Below are 23,567 nucleotides of genomic sequence, written 5' to 3'. Positions count from 1 at the left end.
TGTCTCATGAATGTTGCGCCGCCTGCCGGCGTCGCGCCAAGGGGGCTCTGCCCCCCGTCGCCCGGGGGGCGACTCCCCCCGGGATATTTCTACAGGGAAGAAGACGGGCCGCCCTTTCTTCCCCGCCTTTCTTCCCTGCCCAAATATCCCCGCCGGAGGCGCAGGGCGCGGCCGGGCGATCCCGTCCGGGGCTCAGGCGCCGCCCTTCTTCAGCCAGCCCAGGAAGGCGCGGTCGGGGGCGCGCAGCTTCTTGCGGCCGGTGCGATCCCAGACGCCGCGCCATTCGGCCTCCAGCGCGTGGACATCCATGCCGGGGCGCAGAGCGCGGGCTTCGTCGCGCGCCGCCTCCGAGATGGTGGGCGGGGTGGCGGGGGGCGCCACCAGATGGGCGCGGGGGCGGACGCGGAGCACGTCGCCCTCCTCCATCTCCAGATGGTAGTCGGGCAGCGCATCGGCGGCGGCCATGTCGCGCAGCATCTTGCGGAAGACCCGGCGCGGCGAGGCGGAGCCGGATTTCAGGTGCAGCACCTCGACCGAGCAGCGCCAGGCGGGCTGACGGCCGCAATGCTTGCGCGCGATCTCGTAGAGGCGGCGCTCCAGCGGCTTGCGCAAGCCGAAATAGTCGCGGCTCAGCGTCAGCACCGACTTGGCGCAGACCGCGCGATAGAGCCAGTCGCTGAGCGTCACCGCCACCGACACCATCCGCCCGCCCCGGGTCTTGCGCACGATCTCCCAGCTTTCGATCAGGCCGAAGCCGGTGGTGGTCTCCACATCGCCGGTCACAATATCGGTGGTGATGCGGGTGCCGGCCAGCCGCTCGAACGCCTCGCGCAGGCGGCGGTAGCCGTCGCCCGAACTCTCGCGCCCGGTGGCGGCCAGCAGGTCGGCGGCGCGCAGATGCAGGGTGCGGGCGACGGCGCGCCCGGCATTGAGCGCGGCCATCAGCTGGCTCACGCAATAGATCAGGATGTCCTTGTCGTGGATCGTGGCCAGGCCCTTGACCGAAGGCGTCACCGTGACCCGCGCGCCGGCGTGTTCGTAGCGGAGGATCCGCAGATCCGGCCGGGTCGAGAGCGAGAAGACCGGGTGCTCCATCGTCGCCATGTCCCCTTTGGGGATGGCGTCCAGCACGTCGCAGAGGAAGAATCCTCCCGGCGGCCCCGTCACGGGGAGATCGGTCATGTGCCTGTCCTGCTCGCTGCCCACGCCGGTTGATCCGGCTTCGTGGTTTCGATGACGCCCAGGCTGAAGATATCCACAGGCTGCGTCAACGGATTTCCGTCCGGGCAACGTGGCTTCGGAGTCGGAGAGGCGTGGTTTCGGAATCGCGGTATCGTGGCTTCGGAATCGCCTCCCCTTTTCGAGGCCGGCGGAATGTGCTGTGAAATCAGAGGCGGAAGCCGGGATCCGGACGCGGGTCGGGGCGCGTAACACATCTCTAACACCAAATAACAATAGGGGCCGCAAAGCGGCCGGCAGAGAAGGTGACGAAAAAGCTGGCATGTGCCGCCTTTTCGGGTACGTTGAGTGAAAAGTGATACATCGGCCGCGAAGAGGCCGGGACGAGCGAGGCAGAGACATGGCGAAAGCGGCGGCGGGCCCCCTGCCCGCCTATCACGATATCGACGTCGATGCGGCCCTGGCCGAACTGGGCGCGCCCACCGAGACGGCGGGTTTCGCGGAAATCGCCGCCGCCTGCGGGCGGGGCCGCGCCGATCTGGCCGGGCGCGGCCTGGGCGAGGCGGGGCGCAAGACGCTGCGCCTCTTCTCCACCTGGGAGATCACGCGCTACCTGATCCCGGTGGCCCAGGCCCATTTCCGCCGGGTGCTGCGCGCCAACCCGGACCTGCCGCAGGGCCGCTCCGAGACGGAGGGCGGCGCCAAGTGGTTCACCCTCGACGAGGTCCACCGGCTGCGCGCCTTCTTCGGGGCGCAGGGGTCCAAGGCCAAGGCGTATCTGCCCTACCGGCCCCAGGGCCTGCCCGCCAAGGTGGTGGCGGTGGCGAACTTCAAGGGCGGCGTGGGCAAAACCTCGACGGCGGCGCATCTCGCCATGTCGGCGGCGCTCGACGGCTACCGGGTGCTGGTGATCGACCTGGATTCCCAAGGCTCGATGACCTCGATCTTCGGCGGCCGGGTCGAGGACGAATGGGGCACCGTGTTCCCGATGCTGGCCAGCCATTACGGCCGTCACTTGCAGCAGGCCAATCGCGGCCGGATCGACCGGGGCGAGGCGCCGGTGCCGCTCGACGACACGGTGGACGCGGCGATGCAGATCGACCCCGCGAGCCTCGTGCAGAAGACCCACTGGCCGAATATCGACCTGATCGGGGCGCAGCTGAACCTCTATTGGGCGGAGTTCCAGATCCCTGTCTGGCGGATGCAGTCGCGGGGCTGGAAGCTCTGGGACGCGCTGCCCGACGCGCTGGATCAGGCGGGGCTGCTCGATGCCTATGACGTGGTGCTGCTCGATACGCCGCCCGCGCTCGGCTATCTGACGATCAACGGGCTGTCGGCGGCCGACATCCTGCTGGTGCCGATGGGGGCGTCCTTTCTGGAATTCGACTCGACGGGCCGCTTCTTCGACATGCTCCACGCCACCTTCGCCTCGATCGAGGAGGGCGAAAACCTCGCCGCCCGCGCCTTGGGCCGCGAGGGGCTGGCCTTCCAGTGGGACGCGGTGCGCGCGGTGCTCACCCGCTACGACGGCAGCCAGCAGGGTGAGATGGCGGCGCTGATGCAGTCCTATCTCGGCTCCACCCTCTCGCCCCACCGGCAGGATTTCACCGCGCTGATCGGGCAGGCGGGGGAGCAGGTGAACGGCATCTACGAGGCCGATTACCGCGACTTCAACCGCGAGACCTATGCCCGCGGGCGCGAGACCTTCGACGAGACCTATGCCGCCTTCAAGCGGCTGCTGATCGGCTCCTGGCGGCGCGACGAGCTGGAGCGCGCGGCCGAGGCCCGCGATGCGCAACCCGTGGCCGCTCAGGGCTAAGGCGGAGGCGAAGGAGACACCACCATGGCCAAGCGCAAACGCCTTTCCATCGACCCGATCCCCGCCGGGATCGAGACTAAATCCATGATGCCCCCGGTGGGGGGCGCGCCCATCGCGCAGGTGGCGGGCTCCGCCGCCGAGGCGGCGGCGATGCGGGAGATGTCGGATTACTTGGCCGAGGCCCGCGCCAAGGGTCTGCTGCTGACGACGTTGCCGCTCGCCAAGATCGAGCTCGACCATCTGGAGCGGGACCGCCTGCTGGCCGAGGACGAGGAGATGGAGGCGCTCCTCGCCTCGCTGCGGGTCCGGGGTCAGCAGACCCCCATCGAGGTCGCGCGCCTGCAAGGCGACCCGCGGGAGCGTTACGGCCTGATCTCGGGCATGCGCCGGGTGACGGCGCTGCGCCGTCTTTTCGACGAGACCGGCGAGGCGCGCTTCGCCCGGGTCACGGCGCGCGTTCTGCCGCCCACCAATGCCGCCGAGGCCTATACCGCCATGGTCGAGGAGAACGAGATCCGCGCCGATCTCTCCTTCTGGGAGCGGGCGCGGGTGGTGCTCAAGGCGGTGGAGGCGGGGGCCTTCCCGGACCGCGCCAGTGCCTTGAAAGGTCTCTATGGCAGCGTTTCGCGTGCGAAACGGTCCAAGATCGGCAGCTTCGTGACGGTGGTCGCCGCGCTGGACGGGCGCCTGCGCTTCCCCACCGCGCTGTCGGAAAAGCGGGGGCTGGCCCTGGCCAAGGCTCTGTCGGACCCGGCCGCCCTGCCCCGGATCGAGGCCGCGTTGCGGGATGCCGACCCCCAGGACGCGGAGGCGGAGCAGGCGCTGCTGATGCGGGCCCTGGCCCCCGCACCCAAACCCCCTGCCCCGCCGCGCGCCCCCGCCCCCGTCACCGTGGCGCGGGAGGGCGACCGCCTGATCGTCAGCGGCCCCGGCGTGGATGCGGCGTTGCTGCGCGACCTCAGGAAATGGCTCTCGGACAGGGTCTGACATAGGGTCTAACTCGGGCGTTAGAGACGCATTCCGCCCCGCGCGCCGGGGCGGCCGGACGTTTCGCACGCGAAACGGTTGCGGCGCTCCGTCCCTTGCCTTCCGCGGCCTGCATGCCGAAGCTGCCCCGGCTGTCCGACTGGTCCCGAGGCCCTCATGTCCTTCGACATCCGTATCGATTACCGCTTCGACTCCAGCGGCTTCTTCGACCCGGCCACCGCCGATGGCGCCGCGGCGCGGGCCGCGTTGGAACTGGCGGTGGAGATCTGGGAGGGCGTCCTGCTCGACGAGTTCGAGGACATCCCCGCGGGCATCGCCTTTGGTATCGACGACCCCTCGGCGGCGGGCACCGAGCGGCGCGTGGTGCTCGAGGATCCGATCGACGACCTGCTGATCTTCGTGGGCGCCGAGGCACAGGGGGGGCCGCTCGCCGTGGGCGGGTTCGACGGCGTCGGCGATGGCGGGATCGGCCTGGGCGATGCGCTCTCGGCCCGGGTCACGGGCGATTTCCGCGGCCAGGGACCGGTCACCGATTTCGAGCCCTGGGCCGGCACCATCTCCTATGACCCCAATGCGGAGTGGTCCTTCGATCTGGAGGCCGCCGACCCGGCCCGGGTCGATTTCGTCAGCGTCTCCCTGCACGAGATCGGGCATGTGCTGGGCTTCGGCACGGCGGCGATCTTCGACCAGCTGGGCGGCATCGGGACAGAGACCGAGGGCCAGTTCATGGGCGTCAACGCCATGCGCGTGAATGGCGGCGAGCCGGTGCCCTTGCAGGTTGGGCTGGGCCATGTCGCCGAGGGCTTCGGCGACAGTCAGGTGCTGATGGACCCCTCCCTGACCCGGGGCAACCGGCTGAGCCCGTCCGAGATCGACCTCGCGATCCTGGCCGATATCGGCTGGGAAATCGCCGGGTTCGAGACGCAGGGAGAGACCCCGCCGCTTGCCACCGAGGCAGGGGAGACGATCTTCGGCGCCATCCTGGACGACACGCTTGACGGTTTGGGCGGTGCGGACACGGTGCAGGGGCGCGACGGCGACGACGCCCTGGCCGGCGGCGCGGGCGACGATACGCTGATCGGTGGCGCGGGCGCCGACACGTTGGCCGGCGGTCCCGGTGACGACCAGCTTCAGGGGGGCGAAGGCGACGACCTGCTGCTGGCGGGGATGGGCGACGACACGCTCTTCGGCCAGGAGGGCACGGATACCTACCGGGTGTCCGACTATGGCGGCAGCGTCCGCATCACCGGGATGGACCTCGCGACCGAGCGGCTGGAGATCGAGTTCTCGGGCTTCGCCATCGACCAATTCGCTCTGGCGGCGGTCGAGAAGCCCTTCGGCAACGTCTCCCGGCTGACCCTCCCCGAGAGCGGCACGCAGATCGACATCTTTCACGATAGCCAGGACGGCACGCCGCTGACCCTGGACAACATCCGGGTGCTCGACCCCGCCCCGGTTGTCGAGGGCACCGAGAGCGCCGACGACCTGACCGGGGCATACGCCGCCGCCGAGGTGATCTTCGGTCTGGGGGGCGACGACACGATCCGGAGCGACGCCTCCGATACCTATGTCGACACGATCGATGGCGGGGCGGGCACCGATCTGTGGGTGACCGACAATCTCGACGGCGTCTCGGTCGATCTGGAACGGGGGCGGGTCCAGAGCATGGGCGGCGACGCCGACGTGCTGATCTCGATCGAGGACGCGCGGGGCGCGGGCGGCGGGGATCGGCTGGTTGGCAACGATTTGGCCAATCTGCTCGACGGGCAGGGCGGGGCGGACCGGCTGGTGGGCGCGGCCGGTGACGACACGCTGCTGGGGGGCAGCCGGGACGACACGCTGGAAGGCGGGGCAGGGGCCGACCTGCTGGAGGGCGGGACCGGCGACGACCTCTATCTCGCCGACAGCGCCGACAGCGTGATCGAGTTGGCGGGGGAGGGGCGCGACAGCCTGATCTCGGAGGGGCCGGTCGTGCTGCGCGGGGCCGAGATCGAGGTCGTGACCCTGACCGGCGCCACCAATGTCCGGGTCACCGGCAACGGCATCGCGACCGAGATCACCGGCAATGACGGCGCCAATGTGCTGATCGGCGGTGGCGGCGGCGACGTGCTTACGGGCGGGGAGGGGGCGGATGTCTTCGCCTTCCTCGAAGCGGAGCTGTCCGGTCCCGCCGCGCGGATCACCGATCTGGAGGCGGGCGACCGCATCGCGCTCGACGACCGGCTCTTCGGGCTGGGCACGGGCCGGGTAGAGGTGCGCGACGTCACCCAGGACCAGATCCGAGCCGCGGTGGAGAACGGGCGGGCGCTCTATGACGGGGCGAGCGGCGCGCTGTCGGTCGATCTCGACGGGCGCAGGGCGGAGGCGCCCCAACTCCTGGTCACCATCGAGGGCGGCGGCCGGATCGACGCGGAGGATCTGCTGCTGTTCTGAGGCGCCGCCTGCCGGCGTCGCGCCAAGGGGGGCTCTGCCCCCCGTCGCCCGGGGGGGCGACTCCCCCCGGGATATTTAGACAGGGAAGAAGACGGGCCGGCCTTTCTTCCCTGCACAAATATCCCCGCCGGAGGCGCACGGCGCGGCCGGGCGATTCCGCCGGAGGTCGGGCGTTTCGCATGCGAAACGGTGGGTAGGACTCGGGAAAGGGCGCCCGCGACCAGCCTGAGACTCGGGTGGCGTGCCAGAGTTCCGCAGGTCTCCGCACAGTGGAACCCGCCCCGGCCCTGCCCTATACACCCCCGACACGAAGGACGAGGGATTCCATGGACCGGATCGATCTGAGCGACGCCCTGGAAGAGGCACAGCGCCTGCTGGAGGCCGGAGATGGCGCGGGCGCCATCACCCTGCTCGACGCTCTGCCCGAGGGGGATGCCCCGGGCGGGCAGGACGCGGCAGAGACGCTGCTGCTCCGGGCCCGGGCGATGATCCAGAAGGAGGCGCCCGGCCCGGCCTTGCGCTGCCTGCTGCGCGCGGGCGAGGCCGGGATCCCGGCCGATGCGATTGACGCGCTCTACCGCGAGATGGAAGGCACCCGCCTGCCGGTCGAGCATGAACTGGCGCTGCTCGACTGGCTGGCGCCGCAGATCGCGCGGCCCGCGGCGGTGCTGCGCCATGCCCGCCTGCTGGTCCGGATGCGCCGCTTCGACGAGGCGGAGCCGGTGGCCCGCCGGGCCGCCGCGCTGGACCCCGCCTCGGCGCTGGCGCATCGGCTGATCTATGTTTCGGTGCTGCGCTCCGACCGGCCGGAACGGGCGGCAGAGGCGATCCGCGAGGCGCTGGCGAGCCCGACCAAGGATCCGAGCTACCCTGCGCTCAAGATGACCCTGGCGGGGATGGAGGTGGAGGACCGGCTGGCTCTGACCGAGGCCATCGGGAAGCGCTGGCCGAGCGCCTTGGGCAGTGCCGGGCGGGGCGGGGATCTGACCCTCTCCGGCGAGGGCGCGCGCGGCAGCAAGGAGTTGCAGGCCTATGCGCTGGCCCTGGAGGGCCGCCTCGAGGAGGCTGCGGCGCTGGCGCAGGAGGTCGAAGAGACCAATGTCGGCCGCCACGCCTCTGTCCGCAAGGAACTGGCCTCGGCGGTCATCGCCAAGGTGCCCGGGCCGGAGGCCCGTCTGCGCCCGCTGATCGAGGATGATGGCTCCGAGGTGGTGCGCTCGCAGCCCTCCCAGACCGGCGTGACGCTGCTGGGCCTTACCGACCTCGCGCATCAGCTGGGCTATCCGATCCGCTTCGTCGATGCCTTCTGTGCGGCGACCGGCGCGGCCAGCCTGTTCCTGCGGGATCATTCCTACCGGCTGTTCATTGGCGGGGTGGGCTCGCTCGCGCCCGACCGCGAAGGCACCATCGAGGCGCTGCGCCACGAGCTGGTCGCGCTCAAGACCGAGCGGCTGATCGTGGTGGGCCAGTCCTCGGGCGGGTTCAGCGCGCTGCGCTACGGGCGGGAACTGGGCGCGGCCGAGATCTACGGCTTCGGCATTCCCTCCTCCATCGAGCGCTTCCTGACCGGCCCCGACTCCCGCGCCCGCGCGCTGATCGGCAAGCTGCGCCGGACCTTCCCGCCCGAGGATCTGGACCTGCGCACCATCCTGCCGCAGATCCCGTCCCGCGCGCCGATCGAGCTCTATTACGGCGAGGACCGGGACACCGATCGCGGCCATGCCGAGGATCTGGAAGGGATGGAGGGCGTGACGCTGCACCCGCAGGCGGGCTTCAACGCCCATCAGGTCATGCCCCGGCTGATCGCGGATGGCCGCTTCCAGCGCTGGCTGGAGCCCTGAGGACCGGCCCGCGCCGCCGGTGACACCGGCGGTGCGGGGGCGTCCCGCCTCTTTCTTCCCTGCTCAAATATCCCGGGGGGACGCGCGCTTGCGCGCGGGGGGCTGGCCCCCCTTCCCCCTCCGATACCCGCGCATCCGGACGGGCGCGTCGCGTCTGACGCAACGTCATTCGTCGTGATATGAACAGTGTTCAAAATTTTGATTGACCGGGCGCGAGCGGCTGGATAGCTCTGGGTCATGGAAGTTGAACAACGTTCACATAAAGGACGCCGCCATGCCCCGCACTGCCATCCTCGCCCTGATGGGCGCCCTCGCCGCCGCCCCCGCCTTAGCCGGAGAGAGCGGCCGCCATTCGGCCCATGCCTCCGAGCATAGCGCCGCCGCCGCCAGCCACGGCTCTGCCGCGCTGGCCACCGGGGGCGCGGCCGTGGTCTCGGTGCCGCTGATCGTGAGCGGCGGCGCGCTGGCGGTCACGGGCTCGGCCCTGCAATCGGCGGGGGAGAGCGTGATCGACACCGGCTCGGCGCTTTATGTGACGACGACGCGCCCCGTCCGCCTGCCGCTGGCCGATCCGGCCCCGCGGCTCGACTGATCCCCGCGCAAAGGAGACACGGATATGGCCCGTCTCGTCGCCACTCTTCTCATGGCCCTGGCCCTCATCGCCGCGGCCCTTCTTCCCGCCCGCGCGGGCAGCAGCGAGGCGGGCGCTCCCGTCCTGCCGGCGGCCCAGGTCGCCGCCTTCGCCGACCAGGTGCAGCACGACCTGGCCGCCCGCGGCGCGCGGGTCGCTATCGTCGCCCGCACCGGGCGCGACCCGTCCCAGCTGCCCGAGGGCATCCGCTATACCCATGTCGCCTTCTGGGTCTATTCCGCGATCACCACCGCCGACGGGGGCGAGGGGCGCGGCTATCGCGTCTACAACCTCTATCAGCGCGCGGACGAGCTGACGGTGAGCGATCTGGTGCAGGACAGCCCGGCCGACTTCCTGGCGGGGGCCCACCGGCTGGACGTCGGGGTGATCGTGCCCGATCCGCGCCTCCAGGAGCGGCTCCTGCGCACCATCGCGGGGCCCGCCTATGCCGGGCTGCATAATCCGCGCTACGCGGTGCTGGCCAACCCCTCGGACGCGCGGTTCCAGAACTGCACCGAGCACACGCTGCACGTGCTGATGGCGGCGCTCTACGACACGGACGACCCGGCCCGCATCCGCGCCAATGTGGCGGCCCATTTCACGCCGCAGCCGGTTCGGCTGGGGGGCGCCAAGCGGCTCTTGGCGCCCTTGGCCTCGGGGGCGCTGACGACGGCGGATCACCGCGGCGAGGTGGCCACGGCCACCTTCGGCTCGATCGCGCGCTTCATGCAGGCGCATGATCTGGAGGACGGGGTCTGGCGACTGACGCCCCAGGGCGCGGCGCGGTTCTGAGGCGGCGCCCTTCGGGGGACGCGCCGGCCGGGCCGCCCGGCCGGCGCGAGGCCCGCGAAATGCCGGAAGATGTCGGAACGGCCCTGTCAAACCGGTCCGTCTTCGTTCATGGATGGGGCGCATTCGATCCAACGCGGAGATCCGCCATCCTACGATGGGCCCGTCCCTCTCGGAGGGGAGCGCCGCACCGTCCGAGGGCCCTGCACGTGAAGAAGAACCTGTTCGTCCATATCGGGCACGGAAAGACCGGCACCTCCGCGATCCAGAGCATGCTGGCGGCCAATCGCACTGTCCTGGGCGAGAACGGCGTGCAGTATCCCTTTCACAAGTCGATGGAGCATGCCGCGCGCGGCGGGATCACCAGCGGAAACGGCGCCCTTCTGCTGAACGATCTCGACGGCGTGCGCTTCGACGGGGACGACGTCGTGTTCTCCGGTGAGAGCCTGTTCTTCAGGCTCGGGCAGGACGGCCGCAGGAGGATCCTTGAGAAGGCGGAATCCCTTGGATACGACGTCGTGTTCGTCTGCTATACGAGAAACTTCTTCGAACACAGCTTCTCCGCCTGGGGGCAGAACATCAAGCGTGGCGGCGGGACCATGTTCTACGAAGACTTCCTGGAGAAGAAGTACAGGGTGTTCGACATCCTGCTGAGATGGATCGCCGCGTCCTCGAAGGGCGAGTTCCGCCTGAGGGTGTTCAATTACGACCGCGTCAAGACGGACCTGAACGGCCATTTCCTCCGGAGCGCCCTCGGCCGCGGGGACCTGCCGGAAAAGATGGCGTCCGCCTCCTCGGCCCGCGTGAACCGGTCGCTGACGATGGCGGAGTACGAGCTGCAGCGGCAGTTCAACGTCTTCTACGAGGGAAAGTCCTATCCCTTCGTCTCAGACGTCCTGGTGGAGCACTGCCCCGACATCCGGTCGGAAGTGCCCTTCATCGACAGGGACAGCCATGCCCGCATCGCCGCGAAGTACGAGGGCCTCGTCTCCGAGATCAATCGCTCTCTCGACGCGGAAGACAGGATCGTCTTGACGCCCCACGAGGAGCTGTATGGCGACGGTGCGGGTCCCGGCGGGGACAGGTTCTGCTTCTCGCAGGAGCAGCTTCGGGTTTTGGCCAAGTCCCTGTCGGCGCAATTGAACGGTAGCGGCAGGAACGGCTGAAGCGTCCCGCAGAAGACCTGACCCACGGCGTTCCGCGAAACGCTTCCGGGATGGCGCGCGCGGGGGCCTGGGGTGCCGCCCGTTCGCCGCTGAGAAGCCCCACAGGGGCCTCTCCGGGACGCGGCTCACCCTCTCAGAGCTCCAGCAGGTCGCGGTGGTAGCGCTTAAGGAAGACGAGCCCGGTCAGCCCCAGCACCAGCGCGATGGTGAACACATAGCCCGGATCGACATAGGCCGCCTCGTAGCCCACATAAAAGCCGCCCCGCATCTCGGCGGTGACATGGACCAGCGGGTTCCACAGGAAGTATTCGTTCCAGGGCGGGGGCAGCTGCTCCGTGATGAGGATGATCCCCGACACGAAGAAGAGCGGCCGGTTGATGATGTTCCAGGCCCGCCCCCAGAGCGGGAACTGGGTGATCAGGAAGCAGTTGAACAGCCCCACCCCGACCCCGAGCGCCGCCGCCATCGCATAGGACAGCAGGATGCGGTCGATCACCACGATCGTCCGCGTCTCGAAGAGCAGCCTGAGCGCCGTCAGGATCAACGCCCCCACCAGCAGTTGCGTCAGCACCGCCAGCAGCGCCCGCGCCAGGATCGCGTCCATATAGGTGACCCGCGGATAGGACAGGAGCGACTTGGAGTAGTTGATCGCCGAGGCCGTCTTGTTGCTGAGATCGCCATAGAACCCGAAGGGCAGGAGCCCCGTGGCCATGAACATCGCGAAGCTGGTGCCCAGCGGCGGCGTGCGGATGCCGACCAGCGCGAAGAAGGAGGCCAGGACCATGATGCCCAGCACCGGCTCCAGGATCATCCAGGCATAGCCGCCGGGCGAGCGGCCATAGCTCGACGACATCTCGCGCAGGATCAGCGCCATGACCGTGCGCGGCCCGGAAAAAGGCAGCTGGCGGCCGGTGCTGCGCAGCTGGCCCTGCGGCGCCTCCTCCTGGTCCGGCAGCGCGGCCATCGTCTCAGTCCGAGCCGAACAGGTCGCGGGTGAAGACCTTCTCGGCCACGTCCGCGAGCTCCGCCGACATGCGGTTGGCGACGATCACGTCGGCGCGGGTCTTGAAGGCGTCGAGGTCGCGCAGGACCTCGGACTTGAAGAAATCCGCCTCGTCCAGGGCGGGCTCGTAGACGATGACCTCGATGCCCTTGGCCTTGAGCCGCTTCATGATCCCCTGGATCGAGCTCTGCCGGAAATTGTCGGAGCCCGCCTTCATCACCAGGCGGAACACGCCCACCGTCGACGGCCCCTTGGCCAGGATCCGGTCGGCGATGAAGTCCTTGCGGGTGCGGTTGGCCTCGACGATCGCGGCCATCAGGTTCTGCGGCACGGCGGCATAGTTGGCGAGCAGCTGCTTGGTGTCCTTGGGCAGGCAATAGCCGCCATAGCCGAAGGACGGGTTGTTGTAATGCTTGCCGATCCGGGGATCGAGCCCGACCCCGTCGATGATCTGGCGGGCATCCATGCCATGGGCCATGGCGTAGCTGTCGAGCTCGTTGAAATAGGCCACGCGCATGGCGAGGTAGGTATTGGCGAAGAGCTTGATCGCCTCGGCCTCGGAGGGGTCGGTCAAGAGGACGGGGACGTCCTTGGTCACCGCCCCTTCCAGCAGCAGGTCGGCGAAGGCCCGGGCCCGGTCCGTGCGCTCCCCGACGACGATGCGCGAGGGGTGCAGGTTGTCATGGAGCGCCCGGCCCTCGCGCAGGAATTCGGGGCTGAAGATCACGTTCGAGGTGCCCAGCCGCGCCCGCACGTCCTGGACGAAGCCCACCGGGATGGTCGACTTGACCACGATCGTCGCGTCCGGCGCGATGGCGGAGGCCTGGCGGATCACCGTCTCCACCGAGGAGGTGTCGAAATGGTTGGTCGCCGTGTCGTAATTGGTGGGCGTGGCCACGATCACGTAATCGGCGTCCGTATAGGCCTCCTCGGGGGAGGTGGTGGCCCGCAGGTTCAGGGTCTCCTCGGCCAGGAAGCGCTCGATATCGGGGTCGACGATGGGGCTTTTCCGGTCGTTGAGGCCCGCGACCCGGTCCGCGTCTAGATCGAGGGCGACGACCTCGTGGTTCTGCGCCAGCAGCACGGCGTTCGACAGTCCGACATAGCCGATCCCGGCGACGGCGATCTTCATGACAAATCCTCTCCGACGATATGCCTGTCCGCGGCCCCGGGCGGGGATGCGCTTTCTTCGGGCCCGGTCAAACCGCTCCGGGGCCGGGCGCGCAAGCGGAAACTTGGGACAGGGCCTGTGTCGGCGGGCCGGCCCCATCTGCGGGGCGTGCCACCGAAATCATACGAAATGCGGGGATTTTGAGCATCGTCCCACTGTGATAGACTGTCATCTAGACGGAGGCGGAGCTGTGCCGCAGAGGTTTCATTAATCTCCCGGGGGTATCCCCGTCGCAGAATCCGGGTCGCTTACCGGCCCTACCCAAATTCCGGAGTATCCCGTGGATCCTATCGACGTGCTCGCCCGCCTGACCATCGACCCCGACAACATCATCGGCACCGATGGGGACGATATCGTCGTCTCGCCCCCCAGCAACGCCAACTTCCAGGGGGAGGACGTGCTGGACCTGAAGGGGGGGACCGACACGCTCCTGCTGGAGCGGACCGGCTTCCTGGGGCTGTCGGCCGACCGTTTCGCGAGGACGACGGGGCTCGACGTGATCGACATGACGGCGGCGGACGAGCTGCGCATCGTCGCCGACGACGCCCTGCTCCAGCAGTCGGATGCGGGGGTGGTCCGCTTCGTCTTCGGCGCCGCGCCGCTGGTGCTGGACCTGCGCGACATGACCGCGCCCCGCGCGGGCTATGTGCTCGACGGCGCCGGCCCGGTGGAGCTTTTGGACACCGACCAGATCGTGACCGTGGCCGACGGGGTCGCGGGCGACGTCACCGGCGGCACCCTGGCCGACACGATCCAGGGCGGCGACGCGGGCGACGACTTCTCGGGCGGGCGCGGCAACGACCTGCTGGAGGGCAATGGCGGGGACGACCGGCTTTCGGGCGGGGACGACCATGACGAGCTCTATGGGGGCCTGGGCGACGACACGCTTCTGGGCGGGGCGGGCTATGACCTGCTGCGCGGCGGGGCGGGGGCCAACACGCTGACCGGCGGCAGCGAGGCCGATGTCTTCGTCGTGCGGCCCGGCTCCACGGTGACGATCACCGATTTCGACGTGAGCGACCCCTATGAGCGGATCGACCTGCGGCAGTTCGAGGGGCTCACCTTCCGCAACCTGGAGATCTCGGCGCAAAACGGCGGCGCCCGGGTCGCCGTCGATGCCGAGACCGTCCTGATCCTGGAGGGGGTGTCCCCGGGCGCGGTGACCGACCGCTCCTTCGCCTTCGAAGGCCAGCCCTCCGTCTCGCTGGCGCGCTCGCTGGGGACGCCGGCCGATTTCACCTTCACCTCCGAGACCGACACGTTCCGGGGCGGCGCCGGCGACGAGATCTTCGAGGTCGTGGGCGCCTTCTCCAACCTGTCGCCCAGCGATGTCTTCGACGGCGGGGCGGGGACCGACACGCTGCGCATCTCGGGCGCCAACCGGTCGCTCTCGCAGGAGCGGATCCCGGGCATGGACGGCATCGAGATCATCGACATGTCCGCGGCCACCGGCGATCTGGGCTTCAGCGTCGATCCGGTCATGCTGGCGCGCTCCTCGGACGGCACGCTGACCATCCGCCACGGCGCCAGTTCGCTGCTGCTGGATGCCAACGGGCCCGAGGGCAGGATCATCGTCGAAGGCGTGGGCCCTGTCCTCTTGCGCTCGGCCGACGGGCAGGCGGTGACCATCTCCGATCTGATCGGCGGCAATGTGACCGGGGGCAACCGCGCCGACCTGATCACCGGCGGCGCCCGCGCCGACCGCATCGACGGGGGCGAGCGCGACGACACCATCTCGGGCGGGGGCGGCAACGACACGCTTTCGGGCGGGGAGGGGGACGACACCTTCCTGCTGGGCGGCTCCGGCGACGTGACCGTCACCGGGGGCGCGGGCTTCGACACCTATGTGATCACACCTGGCTCTGGCCGCATTACGATCACCGATTTCGATACCCTCAACTACCTGGAGCGGATCGACATCTCCGCCACCAGCGTGCGCGGCCCGCGAGACGTCTCGATCGACATCTCGGGCGGGGACGTGACGCTGACGGCCGAGGATTTCGAGCTGGTGCTGGAGGGGGCGGCGGGCGCGCGCTTCGGCGTCGACGACTTCCTGGTCGCGGGCCAGCGCGCCGACCGCTTCCGCATCGAGGCGGACGCGCCGCTCACGGCGCTCCAGCCGCTCCTGGACCAGGCGCCCGACGGCAGCGTGATCACGCTCGCCCCGGGCCGGTTCAACCTGACCCAGCAGCTCGAGATCGAGCGCTCCAACATCACCGTGAAGGGCTCGGGCGAGGGCCAGACGGTCATCGTCAACCGCATCCCCGACGCGTTGGCCGCGCAGGGCGACGGGCATTTCTTCCTGGTCCAGGGCCGCGAGATTGAGCGCGAGCTGGGCACCCTGACCGCCGACGCCGCGCTCGGCACCCGCACCTTCCAGCTCGAGCGGGGCCACGGGCTGGAGGTGGGCGACCTGTTCTTCGTCCACAAGCCCAACGACGCGGCCTTCCTGGCCGAGACCGGCAATACCGGCTGGGAGCCGGTCCAACCGGCGCCTGGCCTGGAGAACACGCTCTGGCTGCGGGAGTTCCGCTCCCGCGTGACCGAGGTGGACGGCAACACCGTCACCGTCGCCGAGCGCAGCCCCTACGCCTTCGACGCCGGCCGCTCCCGGGTGGTGGAGAACAACTTCCTCACCGACGTGCACCTGTCGGACTTCACCGTCGAGGGCCGCTGGGGCGAGGCCGATCCGTTCAATTTCACCAACACGCTCCCCGCCTGGGCGAATACCAACGGGGTGGAGTTCGACGGCGTCCAGAACTCCTCGATGCGCAACATCACCGCCCATGACCTGGCCTCCAGCGCCTTCCGCTGGGAGCGCAGCCACGAGGTCGAGGGCCGCAACCTGACCGCCGACGGCGCCCATAACAAGGCGGGCTCCGACGGGCTGGGCTTCCTCTTGCAGGAGACGTTCCGCACCGACCTGCAGGGCTTCACCTCGATCGCGGGGCGCCACGCCTACGAGTTCGCGGCCTATTCGGCCGAGCATTACAATTTCGCCCAGATCGACTTCACCGACCGGGACATCAACTTCCACGGCTCCCCCGACAGCCGCAACGTGGTCCGTGTCGACGAGATGGTCATGGACTACCCCGCCGGCAGCACCCCCCAGTGGCGCGCGGTCGGCCCGGGGGTCTTCCCGCTGCATCCCTATCCGACCATCGAGGAGAACGACGTCACCTTCGCATACCTCGAGGCCGGGGAGCGTCAGGACACCGTCACGGCGGATCCGGGCGGCGGCTATCTCGATACCGGGATCGACAACGACTTCCTCTATGGCGGCTTGGGCAACGACACGCTGATCGGCGGCACCCAGGGCGACGTGATGGCGGGCGGCGGCGGCCGCGACCGCTTCGTCTGGACCCTGCGGGACGGCACCGACACGATCCTCGACTTTGAGACCGGGCGGGGCGGCGACATCCTGGAACTGCGCGGCACGGGCTTCACCGCATTCGACCAGCTGACCTTCGGGCGCCAGGACGGCCAGACCGTCCTGTTCCTGGGCGGCTTCGGCGAGATCCGCCTGGGCGACATCCGGGTCCGCGACATCGTGCCCGCCAATATTGCGCTGCAGGACGCGCCCGTGCGCGGCGCCGACCGCGACGCCAAGGCCGTCGACATGGCCCTGGTGGGCAGCAGTTCCGACGACCGCATCGGCATCTCGCGCTTCCACCTGGAGGATCCCTCCTTCTCGATCGCGATGGGGTCGGGCTTCGACACGGTGACGGTGCGCGCCACCAGCCTGGTCGACCCGCTGCACACGACGGGACGCTATACCGGGGTTGATGCCTTCGACCTCTCGATGCTGGAGCGCGGGGATCTGGTCGTCGCCCGCTCTCTGGTGGCGCAATCGGATGCGAACGCGCTGACGCTGATCGTCGGCAATAGCGGCGATGCCCTGAACCTGCAGGCCGGCGGATTGGCCGCGAGCCAGACCCTCTTCGTCGAGGGCGCGCGGACGGTCCGGCTATCAGATTCGGCGTCCAACGCGATCAGCATCGCCGACATCGTCACCAGCGGTGTGCCGAGCGATGGCGGCGGGGCGGGCGATCGGACCGGCGGCACCGTCGTGGGCGGCCGGCAGGACGACGCGATCACCGGCGGGAATGCGAATGACCGCATCTCGGGCGGGGCCGGCAACGACACCATCGGCGGCGGCGCCGGGGCGGACCGGCTCACTGGCGGGGGCGGGCGCGACCAGTTCGTCTTCGAGGTGCCGGGCGCCGCCTTCCAGGGCGTGGACCTGATCACCGACTTCACCCCGGGTCAGGACCGGATCCTGCTCGACATCCCCGACGGGATCTTCCCGACGGGCCGTCTGCCCGGCAGCGTCTTCTCCGCGACGGGGGCGGCGCAGGATCGGGGCGACCGGGTGGTCTATGACCGCGCCACCGGCGAGCTGTCGATCGATATCAATGGCAGCGACCGGGGCCAGGAGACGGTGATCGCCCGGCTCAATGGCGCACCGGACCTGACGGCGAACGACATCTTCCTGATCTGAGGCGTTTCGCCCAGGATCTGCGTCGCTGCCTTTCGCGACGGGCGGCGCACTGTTCGAGGCTTTCGCCGAGGACTCGGATTGAGGGCGCCGGATGGCCTCACGGAGGCAGAGGCGCTCATGCAGGCCCCCGACGGACGACGCCCGGGCGGGGTCTGCCTGGGGCCGCTTTGTCGCCCGGCGCGCCCGGCCGTCCGATCCGAGCCGCTCATCCGGCCTGCCGGCCGTCTTCGCCTGGGCCAACGGGCGGGGCCGACGGCTGGAACTGTCCCGTCGAGGGGCGCGCCCGGCCGCACCCTGCGCCTCCGGCGGGGATATTTGAGCAGGGAAGAAGGAGGACGGGTCGTCCGGGGATGCACGGTCGCCTCTCCGGGAGGTGCGCCGCCTTCTTCTGGCCGGAAATACTCCCGGCGATCCGCCTGCGGCCGCCGCGACGGCTGTGGAGGTGTCCGGTCTCCGGGGCCTCGGAGCAACGTCTCCGGAGGCGGGACGACCTCAGTGGCGTCACGGCTTTTGGGCTTTGTCCGGTCGGTGCCGAGACACTCCACGGAGGCCTCTCCGGGATGCTGGGGCTCCGCCCGTTCGCCTCTCCGGGGCGCGGTCTATTCCGCCGCTTGGGGGGAGGCGGTCTCGGCCAGGGCGCGCTCGGCGGGGCCGGGGGGGCGCCATTCCGCGGGAAGGGCGTCGCCGAAGCGGGCGCGCATCGCCGCGTATTGCGGCGCCAGCAGATCCGTGAGCGCCGCCGCCATCTCTTCGGGCAGGTCGGGGATCCGGGGGGACGGGCCCATCTCCGCCAGGCGCGGGGGCGGGATGTCGGGCAGGTCGTAGGCGCTGGTGACGCGGGCCAGCTCGGCCTCGCGCCTGGCCGGGTCGGCCAGCCGCTCGTGGAAGAGCACGATCTGGCGGGCCTTGGCGACGGTGGCGTCCATCACTTCCAGCAGGCGGGCGTAATTGGCATAGGGCTGCCGCGCCATCGTGCGGACCGGCCCCGCCTCTACCAGCTCCTGCGCGGCGGCCAGACAGGCCTTCAGCCGCCGCTCCTCGCGGGGCAGGTCCATGCAGAGCGACTCCCACAGCCGGTCGACCGGGTCGCGCAGCACCACGCAGAAGCCGGCATCCCCGATCTCCGCCATCTCGGTGAAATCCGCTTCGCCCAGGCGGGCGTAATCGGGGGTCGGGTCGCAGATGATCGCCTGTCCCGAAAAGCGCGTCGTCAGGTAGTCGAGATAGGCGTTGTGGCGGCCCTCCCCGGTGCGGGGGGCGGCGTGGATCTTGAGCAGGTCGCTGATCCGGCCCATCAGCCCCAGAGTCTTGGCGCGCGCCGCCGGCGCCTCGTTGGCGAAGCGGGCGGCCAGCTCCTCCAGGCTGCGGGTGCGGTTGGTGAAGATCAGGTCCGAGCGCCCGGCCCGCACGTCGAAGTAATGGATCATGTGGGTGGGGCCGAAATGGCAGGCCCTGAAGCGGCGCAGGCAATCGGTGACCCAGCTCGCATGGGTCGCGGGCAGCCCCATCAGGTAGAGCATCCGCGCCTCGTCGGGAAAGCGCGTCTTCGACCGCTCGCCCTTGGGCGTGCGCACCGGATGGGCGCGGTCGGGGTCGAGGCTGACGAGGTAGCGCTCGATCGCCTCCTCGACATCGTCGTAGTAGTGGAGCTTGCCGTTCTCCAGGAGCGCGCCGGCCTCGCAGAGTTCCCGGATGGAGCTGATGGAATGGCTGACGAAGATCGCGCCCGCCGTCTCCATGCGGGCGTGGAAGACGTCGGAGGACTTGCGCTTGAAGGCGGCGTCGCCCACCGCGGTGATCTCGTCGATGAGATAGGTGTCGAAGGCGAGCCCCATATTGATGCCGAAGCTCAGCCGCCCCCGCATCCCCGAGGAATAGGAGCGCACCGGCAGGTGGAAATGCTCGCCCAGCTCGGCGAATTCCTCGACCCAATCCATCAGCGCATCCGTGTCGGCGCCGTAGATGCGCGCCACGAAGCGGGTGTTCTGCGCCCCCGTCAGGTCGGCATGCAGCGAGGAGGCGAGCCCCACCGGAAAGCTGACCGAACCGGTCGACAGCACCCGCCCCGAGGTCGGCGCCGAGGTGCCCGCGATCAGCTTGAGCAGGGTCGACTTGCCCGCCCCGTTCGCCCCCAGAAGCCCCACTGAGACGCCGGTGGGGAAGGTCACGTTGAGGTTGTCGGCCACGGTCTTGCGGTGGCCGTGCATCACAAAGGTCTTGGTGAGGTGGTCGAGGACGATCATCGCGCGCCCCCGTCTTGTGCCGACCGCGCGCCCGGGCGCGCAAGGACCCCGCCGGGCGCCGTCCTCTCGGGCGCCATGCGACCCATGCGGGCGGATGGTCGCGCCCCGAGCATTACCGGCGGTCGCGCAGCGCGTAGGCGGCCAGCACCAGGATGCCCCAGGCCAGGAAGGTGAAGAGCGCGGTCAGCGCCACGATCTGCAGCCGCTTGGGCTCGGTCGAGCGCTCGGCCAGGGTGGGGCGGACATGGGCGGCGAGGTAGCGGCTCTGGCGGCGGGCCTCGGCCACGGCGCCGTTAAAGGCGGCGAGCGCGTTCGTATAGGTTTCCTGGGCGAATTCCAGGTCGACGATCAGGCTCTCGTACTGGCCCACGAGGTCGGCGAAGCGTTCCCCCTGGCCGGTGGTCGAGGGGGTGGCGCCGCCGCCGAATTTCTCCAGTTCTTCTTCGATGCGGTTCTCGATCACGGCGAGGCGCTGGCGCGCCTGGACGACGCGGGGGTCGGTCTCGCCGGCGGACTGGGCCAGCAGGTCCAGCTCGATCAGCGCCTCCGCCTGCTGGGCCTGGAGCGCGCTCAGGATGCCCATCTGGCTCTGGATCGAGGCGGCGGGGTCGACGATCTGGGTCTCGTTGCGGAAGCGGGTGATCGCCTCGCGGGCCTGCTTGAGCGCCTCGACCGCCTCGTCGAGATCGGCCCGCGCGTTGCGGGTGCCGTCCTCCTCGGCGATGGCCGAGAGCGCGTTGATCATGTCCGAGGAGCGGTCATAGACCGCCTGGGCGATGGCGGTGGCGTCCTCGGGGGTGAAGGCCTGGACCTGCAATTCCAGCAGGCCCGTGGTGCCGTCGTTATAGACCCGGACCATGCGGTTCCAATAGTCGGTCAGGTCCTCGATCGTGCCGGGCGGGTGGTAGGCGAAGATCGGGTCGTCCTGGGGCGAGACGCGGGTCCAGATCGTGCGCAGGTCGAGATCCTCCTCGATCTGGCGCACCAGTTCCTGGGACTGGATGAAGCTGTAGAGGATGTCGGTATCCGAGGATGACGACGACCCACCCGCCCCCAGCAGCGTGCTGATGTCGATCGCCGTCGCGGTCTGCTCGGTATAGACCGAGAAGTTGACCGTCGAGACATAGCGGTCGGCGGCGCGGGCATACATGTACCAGGCGGCCAGCGCCGTGGGCAGCAGCACCAGCGCAACGAAGCTGAGCATCGTGCCGATATGGCGCCCGCGCAGATAAGCGGGCGCGGAAGGGGCGAGGGGCTGGGCCCGATCGGGCGCGAGATCTGTCATGGGAAACCGTGGGACGGGGCGCGCGATTGCGTTCTTGCGCGGCAGATACCATAGGGGGCGGCGCAAAGGCCAGCGGGGGGCGCCATGGCACATGTCCGCATCCTGATGGCGACTTACGAGGGCGCGCGGCATCTCGAAGCGCAGCTGGCCTCGCTTCTGGCGCTGGATCACGGGGATTGGTCGCTCTGGGCCTCCGATGACGGGTCGACGGACGGCACGAGGGACCGGCTTCGGGCTTTTGCGGACGCCCATCCGGGGCGCGAGGTCCGGCTGCTGGAGGGGCCGCGCCAGGGGGCGGCGGCCAATTTCCTGTCGCTGATCGCGGCGGCGGGGGCCGATGGCGCGTATCTGGCGCTCTCGGACCAGGACGATATCTGGCTGCCCGACCGGCTGACGCGCGCGCTGGAGATGCTGGGCGAGGGTCCGGCGGTCTATTCCAGCCGCACGGTGCTGATCGACGACGCGGGCACGCCCTTGCGCGAGTCGCGCCGCCACCCGCGGGGGCTCAGCTTCGGCAATGCGCTGGTGCAGAACGTGATGGCGGGCAACACCATGGTGATCGCGCCCGATCTGGCGCGGATCCTGGCCGAGACGGCGCCGGTGGCGCGCGCGGCGCGGGGCGGGCGGGGCGTGGCCCATCACGATTGGTGGATCTACCTGCTGGCCGCGGGGCTCGGCGCGCGGCTTGTCCATGACGACCGGCCGGGGCTGCTCTACCGGCAGCACGCGTCGAACGCGATGGGCGCCTCGGACGGGATGCGCCGCGCGGGCGGGCGGCTTCGGATGATCGGGGACGGGCGCTATGGCGACTGGATCGCGGGCAACCTGGAGGCGCTGGAGCCACTGGCGGACCGGCTCACCCCCGAGGCGCGGGATCTCGCCGCCCGCTTCCGCGCCTGGCGCGCGGGGCAGGGCCGCTTCGCCGATCTGCGCCGGGCGGGGGTGCGGCGGCAGGGTCCGGTCGGGGATGCGGTGCTCAGGGCGCTGGCGGCGACGGGGCGGCTCCGCGATACTTGAGACGGGATCGCCCGGGGGCGGCGTGCGCCTCCGGCGGGGATATTTATACAGGGAAGAAAGACGGGTCTTTTTCTTCTGGCTGAAAATACTCCGGGGTCTGGGGCAGAGCCCCAGTCCGACATCTCGGTTCAGCGCACGCCGATCAGCGTCTCGACCCGCTCGACGCCCGCCGCGACCAGGTCGGGCCGGCCCTTGGCCTCGACATTGAGGCGCAGGAGCGGCTCCGTGTTGGACGCGCGCAGGTTCAGCCGCCAGTCCGCGAAGGCCAGCGACAGACCGTCGGTGTCGTCGCGCGACATGGCCTCGCCCGCCAAGGCGGCTTCGACCGCGGCGATGGCGGCGGGGACGTCGTCGACTCGGTTGTTGATCTCGCCCGAGGACGGGAAGGCCGCGCGGCGCGCGGCCACCAGCTCGGCCAGGGAGACGCCCTTGCGGCCGAGCAGGTCCAAGACCAGCACCATCGGGATCATGCCGCTGTCGCAGGCCATGAAGTCGCGGAAATAGTGATGCGCCGACATCTCGCCGCCATAGACCGCGCCGCTCTCGCGCATCACCGCCTTGACGAAGGCGTGGCCGGTCTTGGACTGGATCGCCCGGCCGCCGTCGCGCGCCACGATGTCCTGGGTGTTCCAGACGACGCGGGGGTCGTGGACGATGCCCGCGCCGGGCTCGCGCGCCAGGAACGCCTCGGCCAGCAGGCCCACCACGTATTCGCCATCGACGAAGCCGCCCTCGTGGTCGAAGAGAAAGCAGCGGTCGAAATCCCCGTCCCAGGCGATCCCCAGATCGGCGCTATGGGCGCGCACCGCCTCGGTCGTGGGCGGCTGGTTCTCGGGCAGGAGCGGGTTGGGGATGCCGTTCGGGAAGCTCCCGTCCGGCGTGTGATGCATGCGCACGAAGTCGAGCGGCGCGCCGCGGGCCAGCAGCGCCTCGGCGATGGCGTCGAAGGTCGGCCCCGCCGCGCCGTTCCCCGCGTTCACCAGCACCTTGAGCGGGCGCAGCGCGGCCACGTCGACGAAGGAGAGGACGCGCTCGACATAGGCCGCTCGGGTGTCCGAGACGTCGCGGGTGCTGCCGGTGGGGGCGCCGATCCCTTCGATCCCCTCGGCGGTCTCCTTGATCTGCTGGAGTTCGGCGGGGGTGAGCGGGGCCGATCCCGCCTTCACCAGCTTCATGCCGTTATAGTCCATCGGATTGTGCGAGGCGGTGACGCAGATGCCCGCATCGGCCCTCAGGTGGTCGGTGCCGAAATAGACCTCCTCGGTGCCGCAGAGGCCCAGATCCAGCACCTCGGCCCCCTCTGCCATCAGGCCCTGGGCGACGGCGGCGGCCAGTTCCTCGGAGGAGGCGCGGATGTCGCGGCCCAGCACCACGCGGCGGGCTCCGAGCGCCTGCGCCGTGGCCGCGCCCACGCGGGCGGCGATGCCCGCATCCAGATCGGTGCCCAGGCGGCCGCGGATGTCATAGGCCTTGAAGCAGGTGAGGGGGGGCATGGGAGCCTC

The 23,567-nt window shown here is 69.9% G+C and carries 14 protein-coding genes and 1 pseudogene; 9 read left to right on the top strand and 6 right to left on the bottom strand.

Features of this window, described 5'->3' with window-relative positions:
- Positions 1–192: 192 nt before the first annotated feature.
- Entirely contained in the window at positions 193–1,182 is a 990-nt protein-coding gene (locus tag DTQ71_RS20110) for a replication initiator protein A (RefSeq protein WP_109566091.1), read from the bottom strand.
- A gap of 397 nt (positions 1,183–1,579) precedes the next feature.
- Here DTQ71_RS20110 and DTQ71_RS20105 point away from each other — a divergent pair, with 397 nt between their 5' ends.
- The 7 genes from DTQ71_RS20105 to DTQ71_RS20075 all read left to right on the top strand — a co-directional run bounded on the left by DTQ71_RS20105 (position 1,580) and on the right by DTQ71_RS20075 (position 10,845).
- The gene (locus DTQ71_RS20105; protein WP_109566090.1) at positions 1,580–2,998 is read left to right on the top strand and encodes an AAA family ATPase; all 1,419 of its coding nucleotides are present in this window, start codon (positions 1,580–1,582) and stop codon (positions 2,996–2,998) included.
- Between the two features lie 24 nt (positions 2,999–3,022).
- On the top strand, positions 3,023–3,985 hold the full coding sequence (locus DTQ71_RS20100; protein ID WP_109566089.1) for a ParB/RepB/Spo0J family partition protein: 963 nt from the start codon (positions 3,023–3,025) through the stop codon (positions 3,983–3,985).
- A gap of 156 nt (positions 3,986–4,141) precedes the next feature.
- Positions 4,142–6,418 (top strand): calcium-binding protein, encoded by a 2,277-nt coding sequence (locus DTQ71_RS20095; protein WP_109566088.1) that lies wholly within the window; start codon positions 4,142–4,144, stop codon positions 6,416–6,418.
- 326 nt (positions 6,419–6,744) lie between these two features.
- Positions 6,745–8,259 (top strand): tetratricopeptide repeat protein, encoded by a 1,515-nt coding sequence (locus DTQ71_RS20090; protein WP_109566087.1) that lies wholly within the window; start codon positions 6,745–6,747, stop codon positions 8,257–8,259.
- A gap of 274 nt (positions 8,260–8,533) precedes the next feature.
- On the top strand, positions 8,534–8,851 hold the full coding sequence (locus DTQ71_RS20085; protein WP_109566086.1) for a hypothetical protein: 318 nt from the start codon (positions 8,534–8,536) through the stop codon (positions 8,849–8,851).
- Between the two features lie 24 nt (positions 8,852–8,875).
- Positions 8,876–9,682 (top strand): DUF2145 domain-containing protein, encoded by an 807-nt coding sequence (locus DTQ71_RS20080; protein ID WP_109566085.1) that lies wholly within the window; start codon positions 8,876–8,878, stop codon positions 9,680–9,682.
- Positions 9,683–9,888: 206 nt separating this feature from the next.
- A complete protein-coding gene (locus tag DTQ71_RS20075) occupies positions 9,889–10,845 on the top strand; it encodes a hypothetical protein (protein ID WP_109566084.1) in 957 nt (318 codons plus the stop codon).
- 133 nt (positions 10,846–10,978) lie between these two features.
- Here DTQ71_RS20075 and DTQ71_RS20070 read toward each other — a convergent pair whose 3' ends face one another.
- A complete protein-coding gene (locus tag DTQ71_RS20070; RefSeq protein WP_109566083.1) occupies positions 10,979–11,809 on the bottom strand; it encodes an ABC transporter permease in 831 nt (276 codons plus the stop codon).
- A gap of 4 nt (positions 11,810–11,813) precedes the next feature.
- Positions 11,814–12,980, bottom strand: coding sequence for a nucleotide sugar dehydrogenase (locus DTQ71_RS20065; RefSeq protein WP_109566082.1), 1,167 nt, complete (start codon positions 12,978–12,980; stop codon positions 11,814–11,816).
- Positions 12,981–13,299: 319 nt separating this feature from the next.
- On the opposite strand from DTQ71_RS20065, the gene DTQ71_RS23675 reads away from it, so the two are divergent.
- Positions 13,300–17,520: a calcium-binding protein gene (locus DTQ71_RS23675; RefSeq protein ID WP_170125516.1), complete on the top strand. Its 4,221-nt coding sequence runs from the start codon at positions 13,300–13,302 to the stop codon at positions 17,518–17,520.
- 1,607 nt (positions 17,521–19,127) lie between these two features.
- On the opposite strand, the pseudogene DTQ71_RS24425 reads toward DTQ71_RS23675, so the two are convergent.
- Both DTQ71_RS24425 and DTQ71_RS20030 read right to left on the bottom strand, forming a co-directional pair.
- Positions 19,128–19,763, bottom strand: a pseudogene (locus tag DTQ71_RS24425) (ABC transporter ATP-binding protein); the annotation flags it as partial.
- A 112-nt stretch (positions 19,764–19,875) separates the two neighbouring features.
- Positions 19,876–21,048, bottom strand: a complete 1,173-nt coding sequence (locus DTQ71_RS20030) for a KpsE/RkpR family capsule polysaccharide export protein (protein WP_109566081.1) — start codon at positions 21,046–21,048, stop codon at positions 19,876–19,878.
- An 84-nt stretch (positions 21,049–21,132) separates the two neighbouring features.
- Here DTQ71_RS20030 and DTQ71_RS20025 point away from each other — a divergent pair, with 84 nt between their 5' ends.
- Positions 21,133–22,065, top strand: a complete 933-nt coding sequence (locus DTQ71_RS20025) for a glycosyltransferase family 2 protein (protein ID WP_109566080.1) — start codon at positions 21,133–21,135, stop codon at positions 22,063–22,065.
- Positions 22,066–22,193: 128 nt separating this feature from the next.
- Here DTQ71_RS20025 and DTQ71_RS20020 read toward each other — a convergent pair whose 3' ends face one another.
- Complete coding sequence (locus DTQ71_RS20020) at positions 22,194–23,558, bottom strand: phosphohexomutase domain-containing protein (RefSeq protein WP_109566079.1); 1,365 nt, start codon at positions 23,556–23,558, stop codon at positions 22,194–22,196.
- Positions 23,559–23,567: the final 9 nt, after the last annotated feature.

It is taken from the genome of Jannaschia seohaensis (assembly GCF_900116765.1).
GTDB classification, from domain to species: domain Bacteria; phylum Pseudomonadota; class Alphaproteobacteria; order Rhodobacterales; family Rhodobacteraceae; genus Jannaschia; species Jannaschia seohaensis.
The sequence above is the reverse complement of the archived record's forward strand: the minus strand, read 5'-3'. Positions and strand labels throughout refer to the sequence as shown.

What these genes read in the sequence shown, in the direction of transcription:
- DTQ71_RS20085 (WP_109566086.1), top strand. Translation starts at nt 8,534, where the DNA reads ATGCCCCGCACTGCCATCCTCGCCCTGATGGGCGCCCTCGCCGCCGCC.
- DTQ71_RS20105 (WP_109566090.1), top strand. Translation starts at nt 1,580, where the DNA reads ATGGCGAAAGCGGCGGCGGGCCCCCTGCCCGCCTATCACGATATCGAC.
- DTQ71_RS20070 (WP_109566083.1), bottom strand. Translation starts at nt 11,809, where the DNA reads ATGGCCGCGCTGCCGGACCAGGAGGAGGCGCCGCAGGGCCAGCTGCGC.
- DTQ71_RS20025 (WP_109566080.1), top strand. Translation starts at nt 21,133, where the DNA reads ATGGCACATGTCCGCATCCTGATGGCGACTTACGAGGGCGCGCGGCAT.
- DTQ71_RS20065 (WP_109566082.1), bottom strand. Translation starts at nt 12,980, where the DNA reads ATGAAGATCGCCGTCGCCGGGATCGGCTATGTCGGACTGTCGAACGCC.
- DTQ71_RS20030 (WP_109566081.1), bottom strand. Translation starts at nt 21,048, where the DNA reads ATGACAGATCTCGCGCCCGATCGGGCCCAGCCCCTCGCCCCTTCCGCG.
- DTQ71_RS20110 (WP_109566091.1), bottom strand. Translation starts at nt 1,182, where the DNA reads ATGACCGATCTCCCCGTGACGGGGCCGCCGGGAGGATTCTTCCTCTGC.
- DTQ71_RS20100 (WP_109566089.1), top strand. Translation starts at nt 3,023, where the DNA reads ATGGCCAAGCGCAAACGCCTTTCCATCGACCCGATCCCCGCCGGGATC.
- DTQ71_RS20095 (WP_109566088.1), top strand. Translation starts at nt 4,142, where the DNA reads ATGTCCTTCGACATCCGTATCGATTACCGCTTCGACTCCAGCGGCTTC.
- DTQ71_RS20080 (WP_109566085.1), top strand. Translation starts at nt 8,876, where the DNA reads ATGGCCCGTCTCGTCGCCACTCTTCTCATGGCCCTGGCCCTCATCGCC.
- DTQ71_RS20020 (WP_109566079.1), bottom strand. Translation starts at nt 23,558, where the DNA reads ATGCCCCCCCTCACCTGCTTCAAGGCCTATGACATCCGCGGCCGCCTG.
- DTQ71_RS20090 (WP_109566087.1), top strand. Translation starts at nt 6,745, where the DNA reads ATGGACCGGATCGATCTGAGCGACGCCCTGGAAGAGGCACAGCGCCTG.